The following is a 22101-nucleotide window of genomic DNA, read 5'->3' on the forward strand; positions in this document are numbered from 1 at the left end:
CCTGGCCGTGCGCACTCGATGTGCTGGACCGTACAGCACCAGGGGGTTCGACATGTTTGGTTTTTTCGACGATCCGCATCGCGTGTTGAAGTTGTCCCATCTGTTGCTGGTTGGCGGGCTGTTCATGTTGATCGCCGGGATAATGCTGGCGTACGGACTGGATGCCTACCTGAATCTGCCACAGTTGGTCTGCGCCCACGCCTTGACCATTCTCGGCCCGACCGCCATCAAGCTGGGCTACGTGATGCGTCTGCTGTCCTTCAATCGGTTGCGCCTGGAAGGGCTCGTCGCCGGCAACGGTGCCACCGCTTGATGTAAAGGCTGTTGCCCATCCGGTTCGCGCGCTCTTTGCTGAACCGGCACTTCCCAAAAGCCCGCCACGCGTTTTTTGTGGCGGGCTTTTTTTGTGCGCGGGCGTTCTCCCGTGGGAGCGAACCTGCGCACGATGTTCGGCGCCCACGGATATCCGCGATCCTGCGAGGATTCCTGTCCTATCCTGTGTTCAACACCCGCTATTGGACATCGTCATGAGCACCCCCGAAGCCGCCCTTCTGCACAGCTGGCAGCGCAACGCCCGAGCCTGGATCGAGGCGGTGCGCGGCGGCGCCATCGACAGCCGCATTCAGGTCACCGACCAGGCCATCCTGCTGGCCATCATGGGTCGACAGCCGGCGCGTGTACTCGACCTCGGCTGTGGTGAAGGCTGGCTCTTGCGGGTGCTGGCCGACCGCGGCATCACGGCGGTGGGGGTGGACGGCGACGCCACGCTGGTTGAGGCGGCCAGGGCGGCGGGATCCGCCACGGTACACCTGGCAACGTACGAGCAGTTGGTGGAAGCCCGCGTAGACGTCGGCCGTGATTACGAGCTGATCTGCGCCAATTTCGCCTTGCTGCACCAGGACATCATCCCGTTGCTCGCGGCCATGAACGCCCTGCTCACGCCAGACGCAACGCTGGTGATCCAGACGCTGCACCCATGGGTAGCCGCCGACGGCGATTACCAGGATGGCTGGCGAGAAGAAACCTTCGCCGGTTTCAAGGGACAATGGCAACCCATGCCCTGGTACATGCGCACCCTGTCCAGCTGGATCAATGCGCTGGACATGGCCGGTTTCAGGCTGGTCGGCCTGCAGGAACCGCAACACCCGCAAAGCGCCATGCCGCAGTCATTGTTGTTGATGGCCGAACAACAACGATGAACGCCATCGCGCCCTGCAGGTCAGGAGAACGCCCGCGCCTCAGGACCTTACGAAGGCCAGCAAGTCGGCATTGAGCCGTTCTTTGTGCGTGTCGGTAATGCCGTGCGGCGCCCCCTCATAGACGATCAGCTTGCTGTGCTTGATCAGCTTTGCCGACGCACGGCCGGCGGCGTCGATGGGGACGATCTGATCATCGTCACCGTGGATGATCAGGGTCGGCACGTCGAACCTGGCGAGATCGTCCCTGAAGTCGGTTTCGGAAAACGCCTTGATACTGTCGAAGGTGTTTTTGTGCCCCCCGCGCATGCCCTGCAACCACCAGGCATCGATCACCCCTTGCGACGGCGTGGCGCCCGGGCGGTTGTAGCCAAAGAACGGGCCACTGGGGATGTCGATGAACAGCTGCGAGCGGTCAGCCAGCAACCCTGCGCGAATCTCGTCGAACACCGACACCGGCAGCCCGCCGGGATTGGTCTCGGTCTTGACCATCAGGGGCGGCACCGCCGATATGAGGCCGACCTGCCTGACCCGGGCAGTCCCGTGACGCCCGACGTACCGGGCGACCTCACCGCCCCCCGTGGAAAACCCGAACAAGGTTGCATCCCTGACATCCAGGTGTTCGAGCAATTGCGCCAGGTCGTCGGCGTAGTGATCCATGTCGTTGCCGTCCCACGGTTGGCTGGAGCGCCCGTGCCCCCGTCGGTCATGGGCAATACAGCGACAGCCGTTGGCGGCCAGGTGATACATCTGGGATTCCCAGCTGTCGGCATCGAGCGGCCAGCCATGGCTGAAGACCACAACCGGGCCCTTGCCCCAATCCTTGTAATAGATGTCTACGCCGTCTTTGGTGGTGAAGGTACTCATGGTTTGTGTACTCCTGAGCTTTCGCGATGACCGCAGGTTGAACAGCATGGGTAAATCGATCAGGACGAACTACGTAAATCCGGCAGGCTGGAAGATGGCATGAGTAAATGGCAGTCCTGTGTCCGACGTTGATGAATTTGCCTGTTTTACGTAGTGCGGCCGCCCCGTTGGAGGGAACCTTGATGACCTGACCGAGCCTGAAAGCAGGTGGAAATGAAAAAGTCCCCGGTCCCGCCGTCGAGTCCAGATTGCGCGCCAGCCGCCGCGCCGGGTCGCTGGCAGCGAGCAAAGCGCCGGGCCAATATCGCCAGGGTGCTGGAGCTGCTGCAACGTTACGACGAACAACCGGTGCGGCTCTGCGAGCTGTGCCGCCAGGCCCACATCAGCGAACGCACGCTGCGCTCGATCTTCAACGAGGTGTTCGGTATCGGGCCCAATCGCTATTTGCATGTACGCCGTCTGCACCGGGTGCGGGCGGCGCTTTCGATTGCCAACCCGAATACCGAGACGGTCAATCGTATTGCCCTGCGCTTCGGCTTTTCCGACCCAGGCCGCATGGCAGCCGATTACCACCGGCTGTTTGGCGAATACCCCAGCACCACCCTGATGCGCTCACGGTTTTGAACCCGGCCGCTCAGAGGTGCGTCAACGCCTTGGCCGCTTTCAGCGATTGTGCCGGCAGCAGCCCGAAGTACTGGCGATACAGGCTGGCGAACCGACCGAAATCCCACACGCCGAAGCGTGCACAGATCATGGTGATCGTGTCTTGCGGACCGGCGTGACGGATGGCGTTCCGAATGCCATGCAAGCGACGGATCATCAGGTATCGATGCGGGCTCATGCCCAGGTATTCATTGAAGACATTGCGCACCGTGCGTTCCGAAGAGCAGGTCGCCCGACAGATGTCTTCGATGTAAACGGCCTGGGTCTCCAGCGTGTCCAGCAGTTCAAGGGCACGCCGCAGGATCTCCTTGTGATCGCGATGGTGTCGCGGCGCGGCCGGCAGCGGATCAACGGGCAAGAGCATGCGGAACACCACATCCATCACTTCCTGGCGCGCAGCCTCCTCGCCGCTTTCGGCGTGCAGACCTTCAGGTGCATTGGCGTCGATGTGGAACAGGCGACGGGCCAGCCACAACAGCGGCCCGAGGTGACGCCGGGCATTGCTGACCATGTTGCGATGCAACACGGAAAAATCGAATTCATCTTCACGCACCGCGGCCCAGCGCAACACCCGTTCGCACGACATCGCCACCGTCAGCCAGCTGGCCGGGCTTTTCGCGTTGATGTGAAACATGGCATTGGGCACCATCCAGCCTATTCGTCGACGATTGAAGGCATGGCCATCCACGGCCGTGAATTCATGGCCGGTCAGCGGCAGGAAGATATTGAAGTAACCGGGCAGGCCGATGCCGGTGTACACCGTCCCGGCGCCCTCGCGACCGCTCATCAGTGCCACGCCGTTCAGGTCGACCACGTTGAGTTGCCAGTCACGCTGTTGCCGCGTACGCAGCACGTAGCGGCCCTGTACCCCGTACAACGCTTCTTCGAATTCATCGAAATCCGGACAGACCAGCCGCATCGGCGCACCTCACTGATCTCGAACAGTTGCAGGCAGCCTCCTTGCCGGATGAGTCCAGGCCAATGAGGATAGACCACGAATACGGCCGGTGATGGACAGCCGTGACCGTCCATCGCCCGCCTCCTCCCGTGCTTTAACGTTCCAGGTACTCGGAAGTGGAAATGACCGGTGCGTAACCGAAACTCAGTGCCGCCATGAACGCCGCATGCACTTGCGCGGCGGGCACCTTGACCCCGTTGAACTCAAGGTCGAGCGTCGCGCAGGCATCGTGCAGCACCGTGGTGGTGTAGCCGAAGTCCACTGCTGCGCGTGTCATGCCATCCACGCACATGTGGCTCATATTGCCGACCACCACCACTTCGTTGATTTCATGCCGGTCGAGAATGGCCTTGAGTTCGGTTTCGCGAAACGAATTGATGTAATGCTTGAGCACCACCGGCTCATCGCTGCGGTTCCTCGCACTGTCGTGGATTTGCGCGCCTTCGCTGCCCGGGCGGAAGAATGGCGCGTTTTCGTCTTTGAACTCATGACGGATGTGCACCACCAGGTCCCCTTTTTCGCGGAACCGGTCAATCACCCGCGCGGCTTGCGCGGCAGCGGCCTCGACGTTGGAAAGTGCCCATCTGCCTCCTGGAAAATAGTCGTTCTGAATATCAACGACCACCAGGGCCTTCTTGTTCGAACCAGTGCTCATGATCTTGCTCCCACTGAGGTTGCCGAATGAGACGGCCGGTGGCCGGGTCCTTCCGATCCGTCGTACGCCCCGGATTCAATTGTTCGTCAGGGCTGGCACCTGCACTTGCAGGCCCAGCGCTCTGGCCACACCGGCACCGTAGGCCGGATCGGCTCTGGAGCAGTTGGCGATATGCCGATGCTTGATCATCGCCGATGCATCGCCCATCGCCCGCGCGGTGTTGTCGAACAGCAACTGCTGTTGAGCCGGGGTCATCAGGCGAAACAGGTTGCCGGGTTGTTCGTAGTGATCTTCGATAACGCTCTGATCCCAGTGACCGGCGTCGCCTTCGAGCGGCAATGCCGGTTCGTGCAGCTGCCGATGGTCCTGCCACTCTCCGAAGCTGTTGGGGTAGTAGGACAACGTCGAGCCCAGGTTACCGTCGGTGCGCATGGCGCCGTCACGGTGATAGCTGTGGAAAGGACAGCGCGGGGCGTTGACCGGGATGTGATTGAAGTTCACCCCGAGGCGATAACGCTGGGCATCGCCATAGGAAAACAAGCGTGCCTGGAGCATCTTGTCCGGCGAAAAACTCACGCCCGGAACGACATTGGCTGGAGAGAACGCGGCCTGTTCGACTTCGGCGAAATGATTATCGGGATTGCGCTCCAGTTGCAGGATACCCACTTCCTGAAGCGGGAAATCGGCATGCGGCCAGACCTTGGTCAGGTCGAACGGATTATGCCGATGCGCACGCGCCTGGTCTTCGGTCATGGTCTGGATGCACAACTTCCAGCTTGGAAATTCCTGGCGTTCGATGCATTCATAGAGATCACGCAGGTGGCTTTCCCGGTCATTGCCGACCATCTGCGCCGCTTCACCGTCGCTCAGGTTGGTAATTGCCTGCTGGCACACAAAATGAAACTTGGTCCAGACCCGTTCGTTGCGCTCGTTGATCAGGCTGAAGGTATGGCTGCCGAAACCGTGCATGTGCCGGTAACTGGCGGGAATGCCCCGGTCACTCATGACGATCGTCACCTGGTGCAACGCTTCAGGCAGCAGCGTCCAGAAATCCCAGTTGTTGGTCGCCGAACGCAGCCCGGTGCGCGGGTCGCGCTTGACCACGTGGTTGAGGTCGGGAAACCGCAGAGGGTCGCGGAAGAAAAACACCGGTGTGTTGTTGCCGACGATGTCCCAGTTGCCCTCATCGGTGTACAGCTTCACGGCGAAGCCACGGATATCGCGCTCGGCATCGGCGGCACCGCGCTCTCCCGCCACGGTGGAAAAACGCACGAAGGCCGGCGTCTGTTTACCGACCTCGGCAAACAGGCTGGCCTTGCAATAGCGACGGATGTCAGCGGTGACGGTGAAGGTGCCGTAAGCGCCCGCACCCTTGGCATGCATGCGCCGTTCGGGAATCACTTCCCGGTCGAAATGAGCCAGTTTTTCCAGCAGCCAGATGTCCTGCAACAACGCCGGCCCACGCGGCCCGGCGGTCTGGCTGTTGAGGTTGTCGACCACCGGGGCACCGGTGGCATGGGTGAGATTCTTGTCGTTCATCAGGGCGACCTCTCGAGGCACTTGCGCAACCACTCGTCTCGATCACCCGCAGCAAAGGCTGGGTGACCGACCGCATGATCTGTAAATGCCCCGTCGAGGACTACGTAAAAACGGCAAATTGTCCGGGCGCCCGGCTGAGCAGTACCTTCGATGCCCCTAGGCCCGGGAGGCCTTTTTCAGGTTCGACAGCCCTGGCCCGTCTTCCACTGCCGAATGAGCAAACACACGCTCGACCTGAACCGCCACGTTTTTCGGCGCTTCGATGTCACCCTTGAGCGCGCGGTTCAATTTGCCGGTGTCCAGCGCCCCGACCCATTTGGCAATGGCCAGGGTGCCGACGCCATTGCCGATGGTGTTGGTGATCGCTCGCGCTTCCGACATGAATCGGTCGACCCCTAGCAGCAAGACCATGCCCGCCACCGGAATGGTGCCCAGTGACGACAGGGTCGCCGCCAGAATGATGAACCCCGAGCCCGTGACGCCCGCCGAGCCCTTGGACGTGAACATCAGTACCGCCAGCACGATCAGTTGATCGGTCAGGGTCAACGGCGTGTTGGTCGCCTGGGCGATGAAGATCGCGGCGATGGTGTAGTAGATCGCCTGCCCGTCCGGATTGAAGGTCAGGCCCGAGGGAATGATCATGCCGGCGACAGGTTTGGACACCCCGGCCTTTTCCATCTTGGCAATCATCTGCGGCAGTACCGACTCCGATGAGCTGGTGCCCAGGACAGTGAACAGCTCTTCCTTGATGAACTTCAGGAACTTCCACAGGCTGAACCCGCTGTAGCGGCATATCGGCCCCAGCACGAAGATCACGAACACGGCGCAGGTCAGGTACACGCAGGCCATCAGCTTGCCGAGCGAGAACAGCGAACCGAAACCATATTTGCCGATGGTGAACGCAATGGCACCGAAGGCGCCGATCGGAGCCAGGCGCATGACCATGTTGACGATGCGAAACATGCCCTGCATCAGGCTATCGAGCGTATCGACGAACGCTTTGCCGCGGGGGCCGACATGCGCCAGGGCGATGCCCAGCAGAATGGAAAACAGCAGGATCTGCAGGACGTTGCCCTTGGCGAAGGCATCGACGAGGGTGTCCGGGATGATGTTCATGACGAAATCCATGAACGATGCGTGCTTCACCGCCGAGGTGTAGGTGGCCAGGCTGGAGGTATCGAGGGTGGCGACGTCGATGTTCATGCCAGCGCCGGGTTTGAACACATCGACCACCACCAGGCCGACCACCAGTGCCAGGGTCGACACCACTTCGAAATAGAGCAGCGCGCGGAAGCCGACGCGCCCCAGTTCCTTCATGTTTTCCATGCGGGCGATGCCCGTGACCACGGTCAGGAAGATGACCGGGGCGAGGAGCATCTTGATCAGTTTGATGAAAGCATCGCCCAGGGGTTTGAGCGCAGCGCCGGTTTCGGGAACGAACACGCCGACGACCGCGCCAAGGATGACGGCGATCAGTACTTGTACATAGAGTTTGCCAAATATTCTTTTCATGACAGGGCCCTGATTTTTTATTGTTGTCAGGAAATGCCCTGGGGTCAGGTCAGGCGACCTGCCCCCCAGGCGTTGTGCCGCAGTACTACTTTGAATCGCTGGTGCAGGATCAGCGGTTGATCAACGCGATGACCGCCTCCGTGATCTGGCGTGTGGTGGCGTTGCCGCCGAGATCAGGGGTATGCAAACCGCTCTCGGTGACGGCTTCGATTGCCGACATCAACTGCTTGGCCGCTGTTTTTTCGCCGAGGTGTTCAAGCATCATGGCCGCCGTCCAGAACGTTGCGATCGGGTTGGCAACGCCTTTGCCGGTGATGTCGAAAGCCGAACCGTGGATCGGCTCGAACATCGACGGGAACTTGCGTGACGGGTTGAGGTTGGCGGTCGGCGCGATCCCCAGGCTGCCGGACAGCGCTGCCGCCAGGTCGGAGAGGATATCGGCGTGCAGGTTGGTGGCCACGATCACGTCCAGGGTCGATGGCTTGAGCACCATGCGCGTCGTCACCGCGTCGACCAGCTCCTTGTCGATCCTGACGTCCGGAAAATCCTTGGCCACTTCGTAGAAAATTTCGTCCCACAGCACCATGCCATGCCGCTGGGCGTTGGACTTGGTCACCAGGGTCAGGTGCTTGCGCGGACGGCTTTGCGCCAGCTCGAAAGCGAAGCGGTGGATGCGTTCGACCCCGGCACGGGTGAACACTGAGACTTCAGTGGCGACCTCCTCCGGCAGGCCACGGTGAACCCTGCCGCCGTTGCCGGAGTACTCGCCTTCGGAGTTTTCCCTCACGACCACCCAATCGATCTGATCGCCGTTGTGCAGCGGGCTTTTCACCCCCGGCAGCACCCGTGCCGGACGCACGTTGGCGTACTGGTCGAAACCCTGGCAGATCGGCAGGCGCAAGCCCCAGAGGGAAATGTGATCCGGTACGTTGAGCGCGCCCACCGCACCAAAGAAGATGGCGTCGAAGGTTTTCAGTTCCTCCAGGCCGCCCTCGGGAATGTAGTCGCCGTTTTTGAGGTAGTTGTCCGAGTTCCAGTCAAAGTGCTTGAAATCCAGCTGGAAGCCGGTTTTTTTCGACAAGGCCTCCAGCACCTCAACACCGGCGGCGATCACTTCGACACCGATGCCATCACCTGGAACCGCTGCAATTCTGTATGCGCTCATGCTCAACTCCACTCTCTTGATGTTCTTGTTTTGCCTGTCGAACGGACTGTTCAAGCAGGGGGTGAGCGGAGTATATGTAGTGAATAATTAGGTGTGAGTTACTCAAAATCACTACATAAATAACTTTGAGTTACGAATGAGCCAGACCCTGGATTTGTCTTTTTTTTATCTGTTGGCCAACAAGGGCAGCCTCGCCGCGACCGCCCGGGAGCTGGGCATCACGCCTCCGGCCGTGAGCAAGCGCCTCAGCGCGCTGGAGGCTCGACTGGGCATCCGCCTGGTCAATCGCACCACGCGCTCGATGAGCCTGACCGCTGAAGGCGAACTGCTTTTCTCCCATGCCGCACGCATCCTGACGCAGATCGATGAGGTCGAGCAGTTGATCAACAGCACTCGGGCCACCCCCAAGGGACTGATCCGGGTCAACGCTTCACTGGGCTTTGGTCGTCGCTACATCGGCCCTGCCCTCGGCGCATTCTTCGCACAGTACCCGGAGGTTGAAGTCCAGCTGGAAATCAGCGATCACCCCCTGGACCTGGCGACGCACGGATTCGACCTGGGCATCCGGTTCGGCACACTGCCGGATGCGGCCTTGCATGCCCGCAAGATCGCGTCCAACCGCCGCCTGTTGTGCGCCTCGCCGCTCTACCTTGAAAAATATGGAGTGCCGCAGCGGCTGACGGACCTGCAACAACACAACTGCATCTTTCTGCGACAAAACGAAACGCCCTACGGCGTGTGGAGCTTCACCAACGGTGGCCGCACGCAAAACGTCAAGGTACGCGGTGCGCTGGGTTGCAATGACGGCGAGGTGGCGCTGAACTGGGCGCTGGAGGGGCACGGCATTTTGTTGCGCGCCGAATGGGACATCGCCCGCTATGTACGCAGTGGCCGCCTGCGCCTGGTCCTGGAAGACCAGACACCGACCCGCGCCGATGTCTACGCGGTATACCCGCAACAGCTGTACCTTTCCGCGCGGGTACGCCGTCTGATCGACTTTCTGGTCGACCGTTTCAAGCACATCGATCATCTGGATGAAACGGCCGGTCTCCACGACTGAAACGCACAGGCCTCGACGCACGCCGGCGAACCCGCGAAAGCCGGTTGCTGGGGTTTTTCCTGAGAAGCTCGGAACGGCAAAGCCCTGCTCCTGCAAAAAAACAAAATTCCCATGTGTTTCCTTCGTGACTCCCTGCGTCGCAGTTCTTCATGGCCTATTCCCGGACGTCTGGAGTTCTCTCAATGCCCTCGCCCAAATCCCTGCCCGCTGCGTTGCTGGGCCTGGCGCTCGTGTGTCCGACCCTGGCCGAGGCCCAGGGACTGGAATTGGGAGAAGTGCTGATCGGGGCCGAAGAACCGGGCAGCGAAGATCAATCCATCGAAGACGCCAACGCCCGGCTTGCCGAGGTGCCAGGCGGCACCAACGTGGTGGACCTGCGTCGTCCCTTGCAAGGCCGGGTGGCCAGCAACCAGGACGTGCTGGCCTATCAGCCGGGGGTCTACGCGCAGTCGGCGGGCAATGAAGGGGTGAAGATCTCGATCCGTGGTTCAGGGATCAACCGCGCACCGGGCGCCCACGCTTCAGGGCTGTACACGATGCTCGATGGCCTGCCGCTGACCGGCCCGGGCGGCACACCCTATGAATTGCTCGAACCGCTATGGCTCGATCACGTGGAAGTGTTGCGCGGTGCCAACGGCTTCGACCGCGGAGCCCTGGCGCTGGGCGGCGCCATCGATTACGTCAGTCACACCGGCTACACCGCGCCCCGCTTGCAAGTGCGCTACGCCATGGGCAGCCACGGCTATCAACAGCGCCAGGTCAGCTCCGGGCAGGTGCTTGGCGATTTCGACTACTACCTGTCTTTGACCGACTCGCGCGCCGACGGTTATCAGGATCACACCGCCAGCGAAAGCCAGGGGATCATCGCCAACGTCGGGTATCGATTCAATCCGAATCTGGAGACGCGCTTCTACCTGCGCTACCGCCAGACCGACAACGAACTCGCCGGACGGGTCACCCAGCACGCCATCGAACATGATCCGCGGGCGGCGAACCCCGCCTACGTCACGCGCGATGACCGTCGCAAGCAGCCGGGCAGCACCTTCATCGGCAACAAGACCACGTTTTATCTCGATGACGACTCAAGTATCCAGACCGGCCTGGCCTATCACGACTACCCGATGGACCTGCGCGAAGGCCCCAACCGCCTGAAGGTCGCCTACACCGACGTCAGCGGTACTTTCGACTACAAGCGTCGCGACACGCTCTGGGGGCTGGAAAGCCACAGTACGGTGGGCCTGCGCGTGACCAAGCACCTGCCCAACGCCGGGGCCAGCGAGCAGGTGCGCATCCCCGGTGGCAATACCGCCGGCTACGCACCCGGCACGCACATGCGCAACTTTACCTATCAGGGTTCGGACACCGTCCTGCATGCGAGTAATGACCTGGAAATCGCCGAGGACCTGTGGCTGACCACGGGCCTGGCCGCCATCTATACCCGACGCGAAAGCGCGGTGACCTACCCCGACGGGGGCGGCAAGACCAGCCTCGGGGATTGGGACTACGCCCCGCGCCTGGGGCTGCGCTACCAACTGACACCCGACCTGCAGGTGTTCGGCAACCTCAGTCGCTCGGTCGAAGGACCGCATCCGTGGTCGCTGATCTACAGCGCCAACCAGCGCTTCCCGGCCGGCAGCGGCCCCGCCACCGGAACCCAGCGCGATCCGGTCGAACTGCAAAACCAGACCGCCACCACCCTGGAACTGGGTGGCCGTGGCGACAGTGGTATCGGACAATGGAGCCTGGCCTGGTACTACGCGCAAGTACGCCACGAATTGCTCTCGGTGCTGCCGGATGCCAACGCCACCACGCCCTACGAACTCAACGCCAGCCCCACGGTGCACCAGGGGGTGGAAGCCAGCCTGCAAAGCACCTTGTGGTCGCCAGACGACGGCGGCAAGCTGAGCCTGCGCCAGAGCTACACCTTCAGCGATTTCCATTACCGCGACGATGACCGCTTCGGCGACAACCGCCTGCCCGGCCTGCCAATGCACTACTACCAGGGCGAACTGCGCTACGACTGGCCGCAAGGGTTCTTTGCAGCGGTCAACACCCAGTGGGTGTCCAGGGTCGCAGTCGATTACGCCAACAGCTATTACGCCGACCCTTACGCCATTTTCGGCGCCACCCTGGGCTACAACGCGCCCAAGGACGATTGGCAGACCTGGCTGGACATCCGCAACCTGACCGACAAGCGCTACGCCGCCACCGTGACGCCGGGCTACGACGACAAAGGCCTGGACGCCGCGCGATCCACGCCGGGCGAAGGTCTGGCGGCCTATGTCGGGGTGTCGTGGAGCTGGCGCTGAGGCCTTCGGCTCAACCCATGCAGCGGGCGTGATCAGGCCTCGGACGTCGCACTCGGGGCGTCTGGAGTCTCAGCCTCCAGCTTCAAGCGGTCAGCCTTGCTGATGTACCTGGGCTTGTTCTTCGGCGCCAACTTGGCATTGGCCTTTTTGGCGTGGGCTTCCAGCAGCTGCTTGATCTTTTTACGGCGATTCATCTTGTCCACTCGGTATTGCCGACGTTGCGAGCCGGCGGGTGAACCCGCATTGTCCCGCGTTATTCAAACTTGCACAGCCCCTTTCCAAACACATCCTTGGCGTTCGCGTGGGGCCAGCCAGGAAATTGCAGGTTTTCGGAGCGATGGGTGATGGCCACGTCAGCGAGCTGGCGTGGAAACTGACAATGCAGACGGCGTCACCGGGCTTGACGCCGAACCGCAGCGGCTTTTTCTGCTCGGCGGTCATGAGGATACATCGGCACCCACGGCCGCCCCTGAAGCAGAACTTGCGTTTCATCATCCCGCGGATTATTTCTAGCAGTACTTGCGCGCCGTCTCCGCGAACGCACAACCCATAAAACCAAGATTTCATGAGGAACGCTGCTTGAGAACCTTTGACCTGATCCGCGATGCCGTTTTACCCGAATACCGTGATCGGGTGGCCGAGTACCTGGTCCAGTACGAAACCATCCTGGTGCACGAGCGTGCGCCCGATCCCGAGCTCGTCCAGGCCACTGCCCAGCAGTTACGCGGTTATCTGCGCGGCTTGAACACCACCCGGGTGTTAGGCATGGCGGATTGGGAGGAGCTGGATCGTCGGGTGATCAACACCTGGCTCGAATGACCGGCCCGACCGGCGCCGCAGCAGGTTGCAACCTGCCGCAGCGTTGACCCCGGCGGCGACTACTCGTAGAACGGTTCAACGAGGGTGCGACTGCCGACAAAAAAGCTGTCGGCCACCAGTCGCAGTGGCTGCAGGTCCAGGTCGCTGGCCTTGTCGGCGATCAGTTGATGAAAATGCCGGTACACCGCCGCGTATTCCCCCTCTGCCGACACGGCCTGGCGCACGCCGTCGATGCTTAACAACGCCCCCCCGTTATCCAGGCGCAGGGTGCCTTCGCTGCAGCGGACCTCGATGCTCCAGAGCTCATCGTGGCCGTGGTCGAAATCGAACTCGGCACGCACATCGAGCTGGCGCGCATCGGACATCCTGATCGAAGCGGCAATCGGCGACTGGCAGTTGTTTGGCACCCGCAGCTCGGCAGAGGCGACGAACAGCGGCAGCGCCAGCAAGTGGGTGGCAATCGACAAGGCATTGATACCGGGATCGAAAACGCCCAGGCCGCCAGGCTGCCAGATCCATGTCTGGCCGGGGTGCCATTTGCGCACATCTTCCTTCCAGTCGATCTGCACACTGTTCAAGGTACGGCCAGCCAGCCAGTCACGGGCGGCCTGGATGCCGGGCGCATACCGCGAGTGCCAGGCGAACAAGGCGCTGATCCCCTGTTCGCCGGCCTGATCGGCCAATGCCATCGCTTCACCCAGCGTGGCACAGGGCGGTTTTTCAACCAGCACATGCTTGCCCGCCGCCAGCGCCTGCTGCACCAGCGCGAAGCGGCCCTGCGGCGGGGTGCAAAAGGCAATCGCATCGACAGGCGGGCCATTTTCCAGCAACTCACCCAGCGACTTGAAGTTCTCTACCCCGGCGCAGGGCTGACCCTGCGTTGCGACGGACACCAGCTGGAACGCGGGGTTGGCCTTGATCGCCGGCACGTGTTGATCCTGGGCGATCTTGCCGTAACCCACCAGGCCGAGACGGATCGGTTGCATCAAATGACTCCTTGTTGTTTGTCTTGTTTGGATCGGCGAACGGGCAAGATACGTCTGTATCGCGGGGAAGTCATGGGTGGCGTGCTGCCCCTGAGACAAAAATGTCGCCGGCCGGTTTCGCCGGCTTGACAGGCGCCGGCAGATGCTAAGCTTTCGGCACAGTGGTCGCATTACTGAATGATCGGTATCCGTGGCAAGCGAAGGGAGTAGCGGGAATGAATGTAATCACCACTGACGACAGGCATCGTCTTGCCCTGGTTGACGCGTTGCGATGCTTTGCGGCCTTTTGGGTGGTGCTGTTCCATCTGTCCGAAGGCAGCCACATCCCGACGCTGCTCGCGACCATCCCCTCCTGGTTGAAATATGCAGTCTTCGATGCCGGTCACCTGGGCGTCCCGGTCTTTTTCGTGCTGAGCGGTATCGTCATGGCGACTACCACTTCTCGGGTGACGATGAACAATGTCAACGCTGCACATTTCGTCGCGCGCCGGCTGATTCGCCTGGCACCGCCCTACTATGCCGCCATTGCACTGGGGGTGGCCGTGATTGCCACCAAGCGCCTGTTTGGCCAACCGGCAATCGAGATGCCAGGCGTCACGGACATTCTGGCGCACCTGGTGTTTCTGCAGGATATCCTCGGCATAAAGAACATCATCACGGTGTTCTGGACCCTGTGCATCGAGGTCCAGTTCTACATCGCCTTTGCCCTGCTGCTGTGGCTCGCCGATCAGGCCGCCGGCAGCGAAGTGTTCAAGTCGCGCAACCATTTCATCTGGGCCAGCGCACTGCTGGCGCTGCTCTGGCCCACCGAGATCATTCACTCGATCGGCTGGAAAGGCGGGTTCATCGCGTTCTGGTACAGCTTCATGGCTGGCGTGCTGTGCGCACAGACCCTTTCCGGCACGGCACAGAGCCGCTTCGTCGCCATGGGCTATTGCGCACTGATATTGCTGATCGGCGTGGTTGGCGACGACTCGTTTGCAATGGCGGCCGGATTGACCGGCCTGGCGTTTTGCCTGCTGATCAATCGCTCCGTCACGCTGGGCTTCCTGACCAGCTACCCCGTGCAAAAAATGGCGCTGATTTCCTACAGCCTGTACTTGTTCCATGCCCCGGTGACCGGCACCTTCATGCGCATTTACCGGCGTTTCATGCCGGCCGGGCTGGCTTCGGACGCGCTGGCGACGGTCCTGATCATCGCCAGTTGCATCGCCTTCGCCGCGATCGCCTACGTCCTGTTCGAACGCCCCGCCATCGCCTGGAGCCGACGCATCAAGTTCAGACGCACGGACGCCGCGGTGTTCAATCAATTGTAATCCCGTCCACGGCTCAGACCTCAGGCGTCGTGCGCTCGCCCCCGTCAACGACTCTCACGCGATGACAGTCGGACGGCCCGAGCTTCTGGCCGCTGGCGGAACGAACCTCAATCGGCATCAACGGCTCACCCCGCTCATCGTCCAGCAGCAGGGAGCGCGTCTCGTGGGGCTCGAACAGAAAACGTTCGCCCCACTGCCGCAGGCTGACGACAATCGGAAAGATCTCCCGGCCCTGTTCCGTCAGGACGTACTCCTTGTAGGCGCTGCCATCCGACGCCGGTCGAACCTCGAACACCCCCACCTCGACCAGCGCTTTCAATCGCGCGGTCAGAATATTCCTGGCCACCCCCAGGTTCTTTTGAAATTCGCTGAACCGGCGAATGTCATCGAATGCGTCGCGAACGATCATCAGCGACCAGCGATCGCCAATGGCCTCCAGCGCACGGGCCACCGGGCATTCGCGGGCGGAGGGTGAAGCCTCTTCGATCATCGTCTTTCCCCTTTTTTTGATCGGCCCAGGCCAATCTCCTCGACCAATGTGGTTGCAATTTGAAACTTGATTGAGCAACATCCGAATCAAGTTTTGATTTGAAACCAGTTTACCCCAGGGAGATTCACATGACAGCCGATGCCGACTGCGCCCGCCAACCATTCGTCCGGCATGCCGGCGACTCTGTGGGGCTTTCCCCGTCGCTCACCCTGTTGTTCTCCGTCACCTGCGCGCTGGCGGTCGCCAACGTTTACTTCGCACAACCCTTGCTCGACTCCATGGCCCGCAGCCTGGGCGTCAGCCCTTCCCTGATCGGGATGGTGGTGACGGCGACCCAGGTGGGTTATGCGCTGGGTTTGTTGTTCATCGTGCCATTGGGCGACCTGCTGAACCGCAAATGGCTGATACTGACGCAGGTGCTGCTGTCTGCGCTGGCGCTCATCGCGGTCGGCGCCGCGTGGCAATGGTGGGTGCTGTTGGCCGCCATGATCGTCGTCGGCATGCTGGCCGTGGTGGTGCAAGTGCTGGTGGCCTACGCCGCCGTGCTGGCGACACCGGCACAACGTGGCCAGGCCGTGGGAACCGTCACCAGCGGCATTGTCCTGGGCATTCTGCTGGCCCGGTTGAGCGCCGGGATGATCGCGGACCTGGCAGGCTGGCGCACCGTCTATTTCGTGTCCTCGGGGTTGATGCTGACCCTCGCGATCGTGTTCTGCAGGGTCCTGCCATCCACCGCAGCGCCGCGCAATCATTCCAGCTACACAGGGCTCATCCGCTCACTGTTCATTCTGTTTCTGACCGACCCGATCCTGCGGATCAGAGGTTTGCTGGCCCTGCTGATCTTCGCCGCTTTTTCCGTGCTCTGGACCGCCATGGTACTGCCCATGAGCGCCCCGCCGCTGTCGCTGTCTCATACGGCCATCGGCCTGTTCGGCCTGGCCGGCATCGCCGGTGCGCTGGCGGCCCGGCGCTCCGGTCGCTGGGCTGATCAGGGACATGGGCAACGGGTCACCGGGTGTTCGCTGGCCATCCTGACGCTGTCCTGGTTGCCCATTGCGCTGGCCGAGACGTCGTTGCTCGCGCTGGTCTTCGGCGTGATCCTGCTCGACTTCGCGGTACAGGCGGTACACGTCACCAACCAGAGCCTGATTTTCGCGGCGCGGCCCGACGCGCACAGTCGCATGGTCGGCGCCTACATGTGCTTTTACTCGGTGGGCAGCGCACTCGGCGCCGCCGCCGCGACCCAGGTGTACGCGCTTCTGGGTTGGCCTGCGGTCAGCCTGCTGGGCGCCTCGATCAGCGCAACGGCACTCGTGCTGTGGTTTTTCACCGCACATTCCTCAACGACCGATCAAGGACCATCAGCATGAAGACGCGGCACCTGCTGCTCGCCATTTCGATCACCGCCATCTGGGGCCTGAACTTCTCGGTGATCAAGCTGGGGCTGGGTACGGTCGACCCCCTGATTCTTGCCGGCCTGCGCTTTACCCTCTGCGCACTTCCCGCGATCTTTTTCATCCCCAGACCCGACGTGCAATGGCGCTACATCGTGGGTTACGGACTGGTCTTCGGTATCGGGCTCTGGGGTGTGGTCAACCTGGGCATCAAGGCTGGACTTTCAGCAGGCATCGCCTCGCTGGTGCTGCAGTTCAGCGCGTTTTTCACCCTTCTGCTCGGCGCGTGGGTCTTCAAGGAAGCGATCTCCCGCTATCAACTGGCAGGCATGGGCCTCGCACTGTGCGGCTTGTTGAGCATTCTCTCCATCGTCGATGGAACCGTCACCAGCGCCGGGTTGATCCTGGTGCTGCTCGGCGCACTGGCCTGGAGTGCGGCCAATATGATCAACAAAAAGGCTCGAACCACACAGGTATTCGCGTTCCTGGTGTGGTCCAGCGCGTTTTCGCCGATCCCGCTGTTTGCGCTCGAGTACGCGGTGAACGGTTCGACAGGCTACAGCGCACTGGTCAATCAACTGGACAGTCGCGCCATCCTGTCGATCCTGTTCCAGGTCTACCCCAACACCCTGTTCGGCTACTGGGTGTGGAACTCGCTGCTCAAACGATACCCGGTGTCCACCGTTGCCCCCTTGTCCTTGCTGGTGCCGGTGTTCGGCTTGCTCGGCTCGGTGGTGATATTCGACGAGCACCTGTCGCTCAACAAACTCGTTGCCGTGGCGCTCATCGTCTCGGGGCTGGGTGTCGGCCTGTACGGCCAGCGGTTGCTGAACGCGGTGCTCAGGCATCGCTGCCCGTCTTGAAGTCACGGCTCGGCTTTCCTTTGTCGAACCACTGGCCTCGGACAACGCGCGGGGTTCACCGATAGCCTGCCGCCTGATTACTCCCGCGCAGGCTCGGGAATACGCCGCAACACATCATCGTACGGCGCCAGATCGAGAAACGCCGTGGCCTCGAAGACCTTGCCGTCGCGCAGGTGGAAGATCCAGGCATAACTGTTGTTGTAGGCCTGGCCATCACGCGCTGTGCCGACACCCTCCCATTGGACCACCACGTGATCGCCATCCGCCCAGACCTGCTTGCGCACCGGCCGCACCGGGCTCGACAAACGCGAGACAAACGGCCGCACGGCTTGCTCGACGAAAGCATCGACGCCTCGATAAACGCCGGCACTGGGGCTGGAACCCTTGATGGTCCAGACCACGTCCGGGGTCAATAGGTCGCTGAAGAACGTGGTGCCACCAGCGGCCCAACGGTCGAAGGCTTCGCTGACCTGTTTTTTGTTGCGTGCTTCGACGGCGGAATTGGCATTGATCGCGCCGGACCAAAGCCCCATGCCCACCAGTACGGCAAGGGCTAACCAACGCGTCTTTTGAAAAAGTGATGAGTACATGAACATGATCTCCTCTGCAGCTCACACCCGGGGCTGCAACCGGGTGCCGCCGAATATCAATTGCTGAACCATCGGGCGCGACACAAATCGACCGGGGAAAACAGGATCGGGCGCACTGGCGTCAGTCAATTGCGCGATGTGCTCGTCTTCCAGTTGCAAGCTCAATGCCCCCAGATTGTCCTCCGCCTGCGCCAGCGTCCTGGCCCCCATCACGGGTGCGACAACCGCCGGATTGAGCAGCGTCCACGCCAGGGCTACCTGGGAAGGTGTCGCGCCAAGTTGTGCGGCAACGTTCGTCACCACACTGGCGATCTGCAATGAGCGTTCATTCATATGGCCCGAAGAGCTGATCACGCCTTTGCGTGTCGAGGAGACGCCTGCTTCGCTGGCCTGGCTCAAATCATCGCGGCTGTATTTGCCGGTCAGGATGCCGCCGCCCAGCGGCGACCACGGCAAGACGCCCAGGCCCATGGCTTCGGCCATCGGTATCAATTCGTGTTCGACACTGCGTTCCACCAGGCTGTACTCGATCTGCAACGCCACCAGAGGCGCCCAGCCACGCAGGGTCGCGAGGGTTTGCAGTTCTGCGACTTTCCATGCCGGGGTGTTACAGATCCCGAGATAAAGCACCTTGCCAGCGCGCACCAGGTCATCCAGGGCGCGCATGACTTCCTCGGCACCGGTGGTGAAATCCCAGGCATGCAGGTACAGCAGTTCGACACGGTCGGTGTCCAGTTGCTTCAGGCTGGTCTCCACCGAACGCATCAGGTTCATGCGGTGATTGCCGCCCGAGTTGGGATCGCTAGGGTCACGAGCCATGGTGTACTTGGTCGACACCACCAGACGGTCACGCTTGCCCTTGAGGAATTGGCCAAGCATGCGCTCGGAGGCGCCGCCGGTATAGTTGACGGCGGTGTCGACCAGATTGCCGCCACGATCGACGTAGGCATCAAAAATCTGCCGCGCCTGCGCTTCATCCGAACCCCAGCCCCAGTCGGCACCAAAGGTCATGGTGCCAAGGGCAAGCGGCGAAACGCGCATACCTGATCGTCCGAGCAGGCGGTAGTGGTCGAGCGCTGTGATTGTGGGCATGATGGCCTCCTTACAGAAGTGGGGTCTAACCTGTAGGAAAGAGTCTGCCCGCCAGGGTGCGCCCCCTCGTAGACGGATCGTCCTGGGTTCTTGCACGATTATCCGGGTGAATGGGTTGCGCATTTCTTTCGACAATGAACGGGGTACACATGGACGCTCTGCAAAGCCTGATCGACCTGATCAGTCGACATGCGGCGACTGACGGCATCCACGACACGCCGATTGCCGGCGTCAGCCTGGTTCGCTCAGGCCAGCCCACGGTGCCCATGCCCGTCGTGTACGAACCCACACTGTGCCTGATTGCCCAAGGCCGCAAACACGTGGTGGCCGGCAGCGCATCGTATGTCTACGATGCCGCCACTTATCTGGTGGCCTCCGTGGGCATCCCCGTGATGGGCTCGGTCATCGAGGCGAGCGAGCAGGCGCCCTATCTGTGCCTGGTCCTCGACCTGGACATGAGCGCCTTGAGTGACCTCGCCCTGCGACACCCCACTCCCGATGAAACCCGCGATTTGCCCGTGTCGGGCATCGAACTCAACACGATCACCCCGCCCTTGCTGGATGCCGCCGTCCGGCTCGTCGGCCTGCTGGATACGCCGGCTGACATCGGCGAACTGGCGCCACTGATCATTCGCGAGATGTTGTACCGCCTGCTCATCGGCAACAGTAACGGCGCCATCCGGCAGATGGCCAGGGCAGACAGTCGCCTTAGCCAGATCGCCAGGTCCATTGCGTGGTTACGCAGCCATTACCACGAAAGTTGCAGGATCGAGGACATGGCCGACATCGCCGGCATGAGCCGTTCCACCTTTCACGAGCACTTCAAAGCCGTCACCGCCATGACCCCGCTGGAATTTCGCAGCCAGTTGCGGTTGCAGGAAGCTCGACGGTTGATGGTGGCGCAGGCCTTCGATGCCGCAGGAGCCGGGTACCGTGTGGGCTACGAAAGCCCCTCTCAGTTCAGCCGCGACTACGGGCGAATGTTTGGCTTGCCGCCAGGCAAGGATGCCGAGCGGCTGCGGCGAATGACCTAGCGATCGCTTCGGGTCGGCAGGGTCCAGTCGCCCGGCCTCTTGTCATGAATCGACGGCTCCCGCGAGTGGCCTTCGTAGCCGAACGACACCAGATACACCGCCAGTGCAAACGCTGCCAATGCCGCGCGGCCGAGTGGATGTGCATCCCTGGACAAGCCGCCACCCGCCGCTAACTGGACCGTTCCCCCTCGCAGATAGGCAAACACGGCCTGGCCAAAATAGGCCTGCAAGAGCAGGACGGTCCAGAAGCTCTGCCAATGCCCGGTGAAACGATAAAAGGCGTTCACCAGTGAGGCGGCAATCATCAATGCCAGTATCCAATACCGATGCTGCCTCAGGAACATCAGGGCATTGTTCTCCATTTCCATGAAACGCAGCCCTCGCCTCAACGCTTTGAACGCTGTGACCACCCGATCACCATGAAGACCAGCCCGATGATCCAGAAACCCGGATTCGCAGTCGCGATGCCGATTGCGAAAAGCGGTATTCCGATGACAAACATTGGCTGTTTAAATGCGTTTTCCATGACTCAACCACTCCCTTGAACATTGACCTCAGTAAACCACGAAACGATGTGCCGATCCCGTCGGCAAACAAAACGCCGCGCAGGAACAGGATTCCTGCGCGGCGTCGCACTGTCCAGTGATCAAGGGATCATCGAGGGTGATTACTTGCCGTGCTTATCAATCAGCGCAGCGAGCATTTCGTACTCTTGTGCAGTGAGGTCGGTGAGCGGTGTGCGGACCGGGCCTGCGTCATGACCGACAATTTTTGCACCGGCCTTGACGATACTGACGGCATAGCCCGCCTTGCGGTTGCGGATATCGAGGTACGGCAGGAAGAAATCATCGATCATTTTGCCAACGGCCATGTGATCGTCCCGGGCAATCGCCTGGTAGAAATTGGTAGCCAGTTGCGGCACGAAGTTGAACACCGCCGACGAGTAAACCGGAACGCCCAGCGCCTTGTAGGCAGCGGCGTAAACCTCTGCCGTCGGCAGGCCGCCCAGGTACGAGAAGCGATCACCGAGGCGGCGACGGATCGACACCATCAACTCGACATCGCCCAGACCGTCCTTGTAGCCGATCAGGTTCTCGCAGCGCTCGGCCAATTGCTCAAGCAACGGAGCGGTCAGGCGGCAGACATTGCGGTTGTAGACCACCACGCCAATCTTCACCGACTTGCACACGGCTTCGACGTGGGCCGCGACGCCCTCCTGACTGGCCTCGGTCAGGTAGTGAGGGAGCAGCAGCAAGCCCTTGGCGCCCAGACGCTCGGCCTCCTGCGCGTATTCGATCGCCTGGCGCGTCGAGCCGCCGACGCCCGCCAGAATCGGCACGCTGCTGGCGCAGGTATCGACGGCGGTCTTGATCACGGCGCTGTATTCGTCCGCAGCCAGGGAGAAGAATTCGCCAGTGCCGCCCGCCGCAAACAGCGCACTGGTGCCGTAGGGCGCCAACCATTCCAGGCGTCGCGCATAACCGGCTGCGTTGAATTCACCTTGCGCGTCGAAATCGGTCAGCGGAAAAGACAGAAGCCCGGACGACAGGACAGATTGAAGCTCGGAAGGAGTCATCGTGTTTTCACCTTTTT

The 22101-nt window shown here is 61.5% G+C and carries 24 protein-coding genes; 10 read left to right on the forward strand and 14 right to left on the reverse strand.

Translation table 11 applies throughout. The features are described 5' to 3' along the window. Window positions 1–52 precede the first annotated feature (52 nt). Window positions 53–313 (forward strand): transmembrane sensor/regulator PpyR, encoded by a 261-nt coding sequence (locus IB249_RS07820; protein ID WP_192303280.1) that lies wholly within the window; start codon window positions 53–55, stop codon window positions 311–313. A 214-nt stretch (window positions 314–527) separates the two neighbouring features. Then, window positions 528–1199, forward strand: a complete 672-nt coding sequence (locus IB249_RS07825; protein WP_192303282.1) for a class I SAM-dependent methyltransferase — start codon at window positions 528–530, stop codon at window positions 1197–1199. 39 nt (window positions 1200–1238) lie between these two features. Here IB249_RS07825 and IB249_RS07830 read toward each other — a convergent pair whose 3' ends face one another. Continuing rightward, window positions 1239–2063 carry an alpha/beta fold hydrolase gene (locus IB249_RS07830; RefSeq protein ID WP_192303284.1) on the reverse strand — a complete coding sequence of 275 codons (825 nt, stop codon included), beginning with the start codon at window positions 2061–2063 and terminating at the stop codon, window positions 1239–1241. Window positions 2064–2276: 213 nt separating this feature from the next. Here IB249_RS07830 and IB249_RS07835 point away from each other — a divergent pair, with 213 nt between their 5' ends. Further along, window positions 2277–2687, forward strand: a complete 411-nt coding sequence (locus IB249_RS07835) for a helix-turn-helix domain-containing protein (RefSeq protein WP_192303286.1) — start codon at window positions 2277–2279, stop codon at window positions 2685–2687. 10 nt (window positions 2688–2697) lie between these two features. On the opposite strand, the gene IB249_RS07840 is transcribed toward IB249_RS07835, so the two are convergent. The 5 genes from IB249_RS07840 to IB249_RS07860 form a co-directional block, all read right to left on the reverse strand. Then, entirely contained in the window at window positions 2698–3645 is a 948-nt protein-coding gene (locus IB249_RS07840) for a helix-turn-helix domain-containing protein (protein ID WP_192303288.1), read from the reverse strand. Window positions 3646–3778: 133 nt separating this feature from the next. Beyond that, window positions 3779–4339, reverse strand: a complete 561-nt coding sequence (locus IB249_RS07845) for a cysteine hydrolase family protein (protein WP_192303290.1) — start codon at window positions 4337–4339, stop codon at window positions 3779–3781. A gap of 75 nt (window positions 4340–4414) precedes the next feature. Then, window positions 4415–5878: a catalase gene (locus tag IB249_RS07850; RefSeq protein WP_192303292.1), complete on the reverse strand. Its 1464-nt coding sequence runs from the start codon at window positions 5876–5878 to the stop codon at window positions 4415–4417. A 156-nt stretch (window positions 5879–6034) separates the two neighbouring features. Next, window positions 6035–7390, reverse strand: a complete 1356-nt coding sequence (locus IB249_RS07855; RefSeq protein WP_192303294.1) for a dicarboxylate/amino acid:cation symporter — start codon at window positions 7388–7390, stop codon at window positions 6035–6037. 109 nt (window positions 7391–7499) lie between these two features. Further along, window positions 7500–8555 carry a tartrate dehydrogenase gene (locus IB249_RS07860; protein ID WP_192303296.1) on the reverse strand — a complete coding sequence of 352 codons (1056 nt, stop codon included), beginning with the start codon at window positions 8553–8555 and terminating at the stop codon, window positions 7500–7502. A gap of 136 nt (window positions 8556–8691) precedes the next feature. On the opposite strand from IB249_RS07860, the gene IB249_RS07865 reads away from it, so the two are divergent. Then, window positions 8692–9615 (forward strand): LysR family transcriptional regulator, encoded by a 924-nt coding sequence (locus IB249_RS07865; protein WP_192303298.1) that lies wholly within the window; start codon window positions 8692–8694, stop codon window positions 9613–9615. A 182-nt stretch (window positions 9616–9797) separates the two neighbouring features. After that, on the forward strand, window positions 9798–11924 hold the full coding sequence (locus IB249_RS07870) for a TonB-dependent receptor family protein (RefSeq protein ID WP_192303300.1): 2127 nt from the start codon (window positions 9798–9800) through the stop codon (window positions 11922–11924). Window positions 11925–11956: 32 nt separating this feature from the next. On the opposite strand, the gene IB249_RS07875 is transcribed toward IB249_RS07870, so the two are convergent. Beyond that, window positions 11957–12118: a DUF2986 domain-containing protein gene (locus IB249_RS07875; protein ID WP_192303302.1), complete on the reverse strand. Its 162-nt coding sequence runs from the start codon at window positions 12116–12118 to the stop codon at window positions 11957–11959. A gap of 385 nt (window positions 12119–12503) precedes the next feature. Between IB249_RS07875 and IB249_RS07880 the strand changes: the two genes are divergently transcribed. Then, on the forward strand, window positions 12504–12743 hold the full coding sequence (locus IB249_RS07880; RefSeq protein WP_192303303.1) for a hypothetical protein: 240 nt from the start codon (window positions 12504–12506) through the stop codon (window positions 12741–12743). A gap of 59 nt (window positions 12744–12802) precedes the next feature. On the opposite strand, the gene IB249_RS07885 is transcribed toward IB249_RS07880, so the two are convergent. Further along, window positions 12803–13729, reverse strand: a complete 927-nt coding sequence (locus IB249_RS07885) for a Gfo/Idh/MocA family protein (RefSeq protein ID WP_192303305.1) — start codon at window positions 13727–13729, stop codon at window positions 12803–12805. Window positions 13730–13944: 215 nt separating this feature from the next. Between IB249_RS07885 and IB249_RS07890 the strand changes: the two genes are divergently transcribed. Further along, a complete protein-coding gene (locus tag IB249_RS07890; RefSeq protein WP_192303307.1) occupies window positions 13945–15045 on the forward strand; it encodes an acyltransferase family protein in 1101 nt (366 codons plus the stop codon). A 13-nt stretch (window positions 15046–15058) separates the two neighbouring features. On the opposite strand, the gene IB249_RS07895 is transcribed toward IB249_RS07890, so the two are convergent. Continuing rightward, window positions 15059–15535: a winged helix-turn-helix transcriptional regulator gene (locus tag IB249_RS07895; RefSeq protein WP_192303309.1), complete on the reverse strand. Its 477-nt coding sequence runs from the start codon at window positions 15533–15535 to the stop codon at window positions 15059–15061. A gap of 128 nt (window positions 15536–15663) precedes the next feature. On the opposite strand from IB249_RS07895, the gene IB249_RS07900 reads away from it, so the two are divergent. Next, window positions 15664–16905, forward strand: coding sequence for an MFS transporter (locus IB249_RS07900; RefSeq protein WP_192303311.1), 1242 nt, complete (start codon window positions 15664–15666; stop codon window positions 16903–16905). Beyond that, window positions 16902–17792 carry an EamA family transporter gene (locus IB249_RS07905; RefSeq protein WP_192303313.1) on the forward strand — a complete coding sequence of 297 codons (891 nt, stop codon included), beginning with the start codon at window positions 16902–16904 and terminating at the stop codon, window positions 17790–17792. The genes IB249_RS07900 and IB249_RS07905 overlap by 4 nt, the downstream gene beginning before the upstream one ends. A gap of 77 nt (window positions 17793–17869) precedes the next feature. On the opposite strand, the gene IB249_RS07910 is transcribed toward IB249_RS07905, so the two are convergent. Both IB249_RS07910 and IB249_RS07915 read right to left on the reverse strand, forming a co-directional pair. Next, a complete protein-coding gene (locus IB249_RS07910; RefSeq protein WP_192303315.1) occupies window positions 17870–18382 on the reverse strand; it encodes a nuclear transport factor 2 family protein in 513 nt (170 codons plus the stop codon). Between the two features lie 21 nt (window positions 18383–18403). Continuing rightward, window positions 18404–19474 carry an aldo/keto reductase gene (locus IB249_RS07915; protein ID WP_192303317.1) on the reverse strand — a complete coding sequence of 357 codons (1071 nt, stop codon included), beginning with the start codon at window positions 19472–19474 and terminating at the stop codon, window positions 18404–18406. Window positions 19475–19623: 149 nt separating this feature from the next. Between IB249_RS07915 and IB249_RS07920 the strand changes: the two genes are divergently transcribed. Next, the gene (locus tag IB249_RS07920) at window positions 19624–20508 is read left to right on the forward strand and encodes an AraC family transcriptional regulator (RefSeq protein ID WP_192303319.1); all 885 of its coding nucleotides are present in this window, start codon (window positions 19624–19626) and stop codon (window positions 20506–20508) included. Here the strand turns inward: IB249_RS07920 and IB249_RS07925 are convergent. The 3 genes from IB249_RS07925 to kdgD all read right to left on the reverse strand — a co-directional run bounded on the left by IB249_RS07925 (window position 20505) and on the right by kdgD (window position 22084). After that, window positions 20505–20876: a hypothetical protein gene (locus tag IB249_RS07925; protein WP_192303321.1), complete on the reverse strand. Its 372-nt coding sequence runs from the start codon at window positions 20874–20876 to the stop codon at window positions 20505–20507. The genes IB249_RS07920 and IB249_RS07925 overlap by 4 nt on opposite strands. 17 nt (window positions 20877–20893) lie before the next feature. Further along, entirely contained in the window at window positions 20894–21034 is a 141-nt protein-coding gene (locus IB249_RS07930) for a hypothetical protein (protein WP_192303323.1), read from the reverse strand. A 141-nt stretch (window positions 21035–21175) separates the two neighbouring features. After that, entirely contained in the window at window positions 21176–22084 is a 909-nt protein-coding gene (gene kdgD, locus IB249_RS07935) for a 5-dehydro-4-deoxyglucarate dehydratase (protein ID WP_192303325.1), read from the reverse strand. Window positions 22085–22101 lie beyond the last annotated feature (17 nt).

Source organism: Pseudomonas sp. PDM04 (assembly GCF_014851765.1).
Taxonomy (GTDB): domain Bacteria; phylum Pseudomonadota; class Gammaproteobacteria; order Pseudomonadales; family Pseudomonadaceae; genus Aquipseudomonas.

Coding starts and splice junctions, on each gene's coding strand:
- IB249_RS07820 (WP_192303280.1), top strand. CDS start 53: ATGTTTGGTTTTTTCGACGATCCGCATCGCGTGTTGAAGTTGTCCCAT.
- IB249_RS07825 (WP_192303282.1), top strand. CDS start 528: ATGAGCACCCCCGAAGCCGCCCTTCTGCACAGCTGGCAGCGCAACGCC.
- IB249_RS07830 (WP_192303284.1), bottom strand. CDS start 2,063: ATGAGTACCTTCACCACCAAAGACGGCGTAGACATCTATTACAAGGAT.
- IB249_RS07835 (WP_192303286.1), top strand. CDS start 2,277: ATGAAAAAGTCCCCGGTCCCGCCGTCGAGTCCAGATTGCGCGCCAGCC.
- IB249_RS07840 (WP_192303288.1), bottom strand. CDS start 3,645: ATGCGGCTGGTCTGTCCGGATTTCGATGAATTCGAAGAAGCGTTGTAC.
- IB249_RS07845 (WP_192303290.1), bottom strand. CDS start 4,339: ATGAGCACTGGTTCGAACAAGAAGGCCCTGGTGGTCGTTGATATTCAG.
- IB249_RS07850 (WP_192303292.1), bottom strand. CDS start 5,878: ATGAACGACAAGAATCTCACCCATGCCACCGGTGCCCCGGTGGTCGAC.
- IB249_RS07855 (WP_192303294.1), bottom strand. CDS start 7,390: ATGAAAAGAATATTTGGCAAACTCTATGTACAAGTACTGATCGCCGTC.
- IB249_RS07860 (WP_192303296.1), bottom strand. CDS start 8,555: ATGAGCGCATACAGAATTGCAGCGGTTCCAGGTGATGGCATCGGTGTC.
- IB249_RS07865 (WP_192303298.1), top strand. CDS start 8,692: ATGAGCCAGACCCTGGATTTGTCTTTTTTTTATCTGTTGGCCAACAAG.
- IB249_RS07870 (WP_192303300.1), top strand. CDS start 9,798: ATGCCCTCGCCCAAATCCCTGCCCGCTGCGTTGCTGGGCCTGGCGCTC.
- IB249_RS07875 (WP_192303302.1), bottom strand. CDS start 12,118: ATGAATCGCCGTAAAAAGATCAAGCAGCTGCTGGAAGCCCACGCCAAA.
- IB249_RS07885 (WP_192303305.1), bottom strand. CDS start 13,729: ATGCAACCGATCCGTCTCGGCCTGGTGGGTTACGGCAAGATCGCCCAG.
- IB249_RS07890 (WP_192303307.1), top strand. CDS start 13,945: ATGAATGTAATCACCACTGACGACAGGCATCGTCTTGCCCTGGTTGAC.
- IB249_RS07895 (WP_192303309.1), bottom strand. CDS start 15,535: ATGATCGAAGAGGCTTCACCCTCCGCCCGCGAATGCCCGGTGGCCCGT.
- IB249_RS07900 (WP_192303311.1), top strand. CDS start 15,664: ATGACAGCCGATGCCGACTGCGCCCGCCAACCATTCGTCCGGCATGCC.
- IB249_RS07905 (WP_192303313.1), top strand. CDS start 16,902: ATGAAGACGCGGCACCTGCTGCTCGCCATTTCGATCACCGCCATCTGG.
- IB249_RS07910 (WP_192303315.1), bottom strand. CDS start 18,382: ATGTACTCATCACTTTTTCAAAAGACGCGTTGGTTAGCCCTTGCCGTA.
- IB249_RS07915 (WP_192303317.1), bottom strand. CDS start 19,474: ATGCCCACAATCACAGCGCTCGACCACTACCGCCTGCTCGGACGATCA.
- IB249_RS07920 (WP_192303319.1), top strand. CDS start 19,624: ATGGACGCTCTGCAAAGCCTGATCGACCTGATCAGTCGACATGCGGCG.
- IB249_RS07925 (WP_192303321.1), bottom strand. CDS start 20,876: ATGGAAATGGAGAACAATGCCCTGATGTTCCTGAGGCAGCATCGGTAT.
- IB249_RS07930 (WP_192303323.1), bottom strand. CDS start 21,034: ATGGAAAACGCATTTAAACAGCCAATGTTTGTCATCGGAATACCGCTT.
- kdgD (WP_192303325.1), bottom strand. CDS start 22,084: ATGACTCCTTCCGAGCTTCAATCTGTCCTGTCGTCCGGGCTTCTGTCT.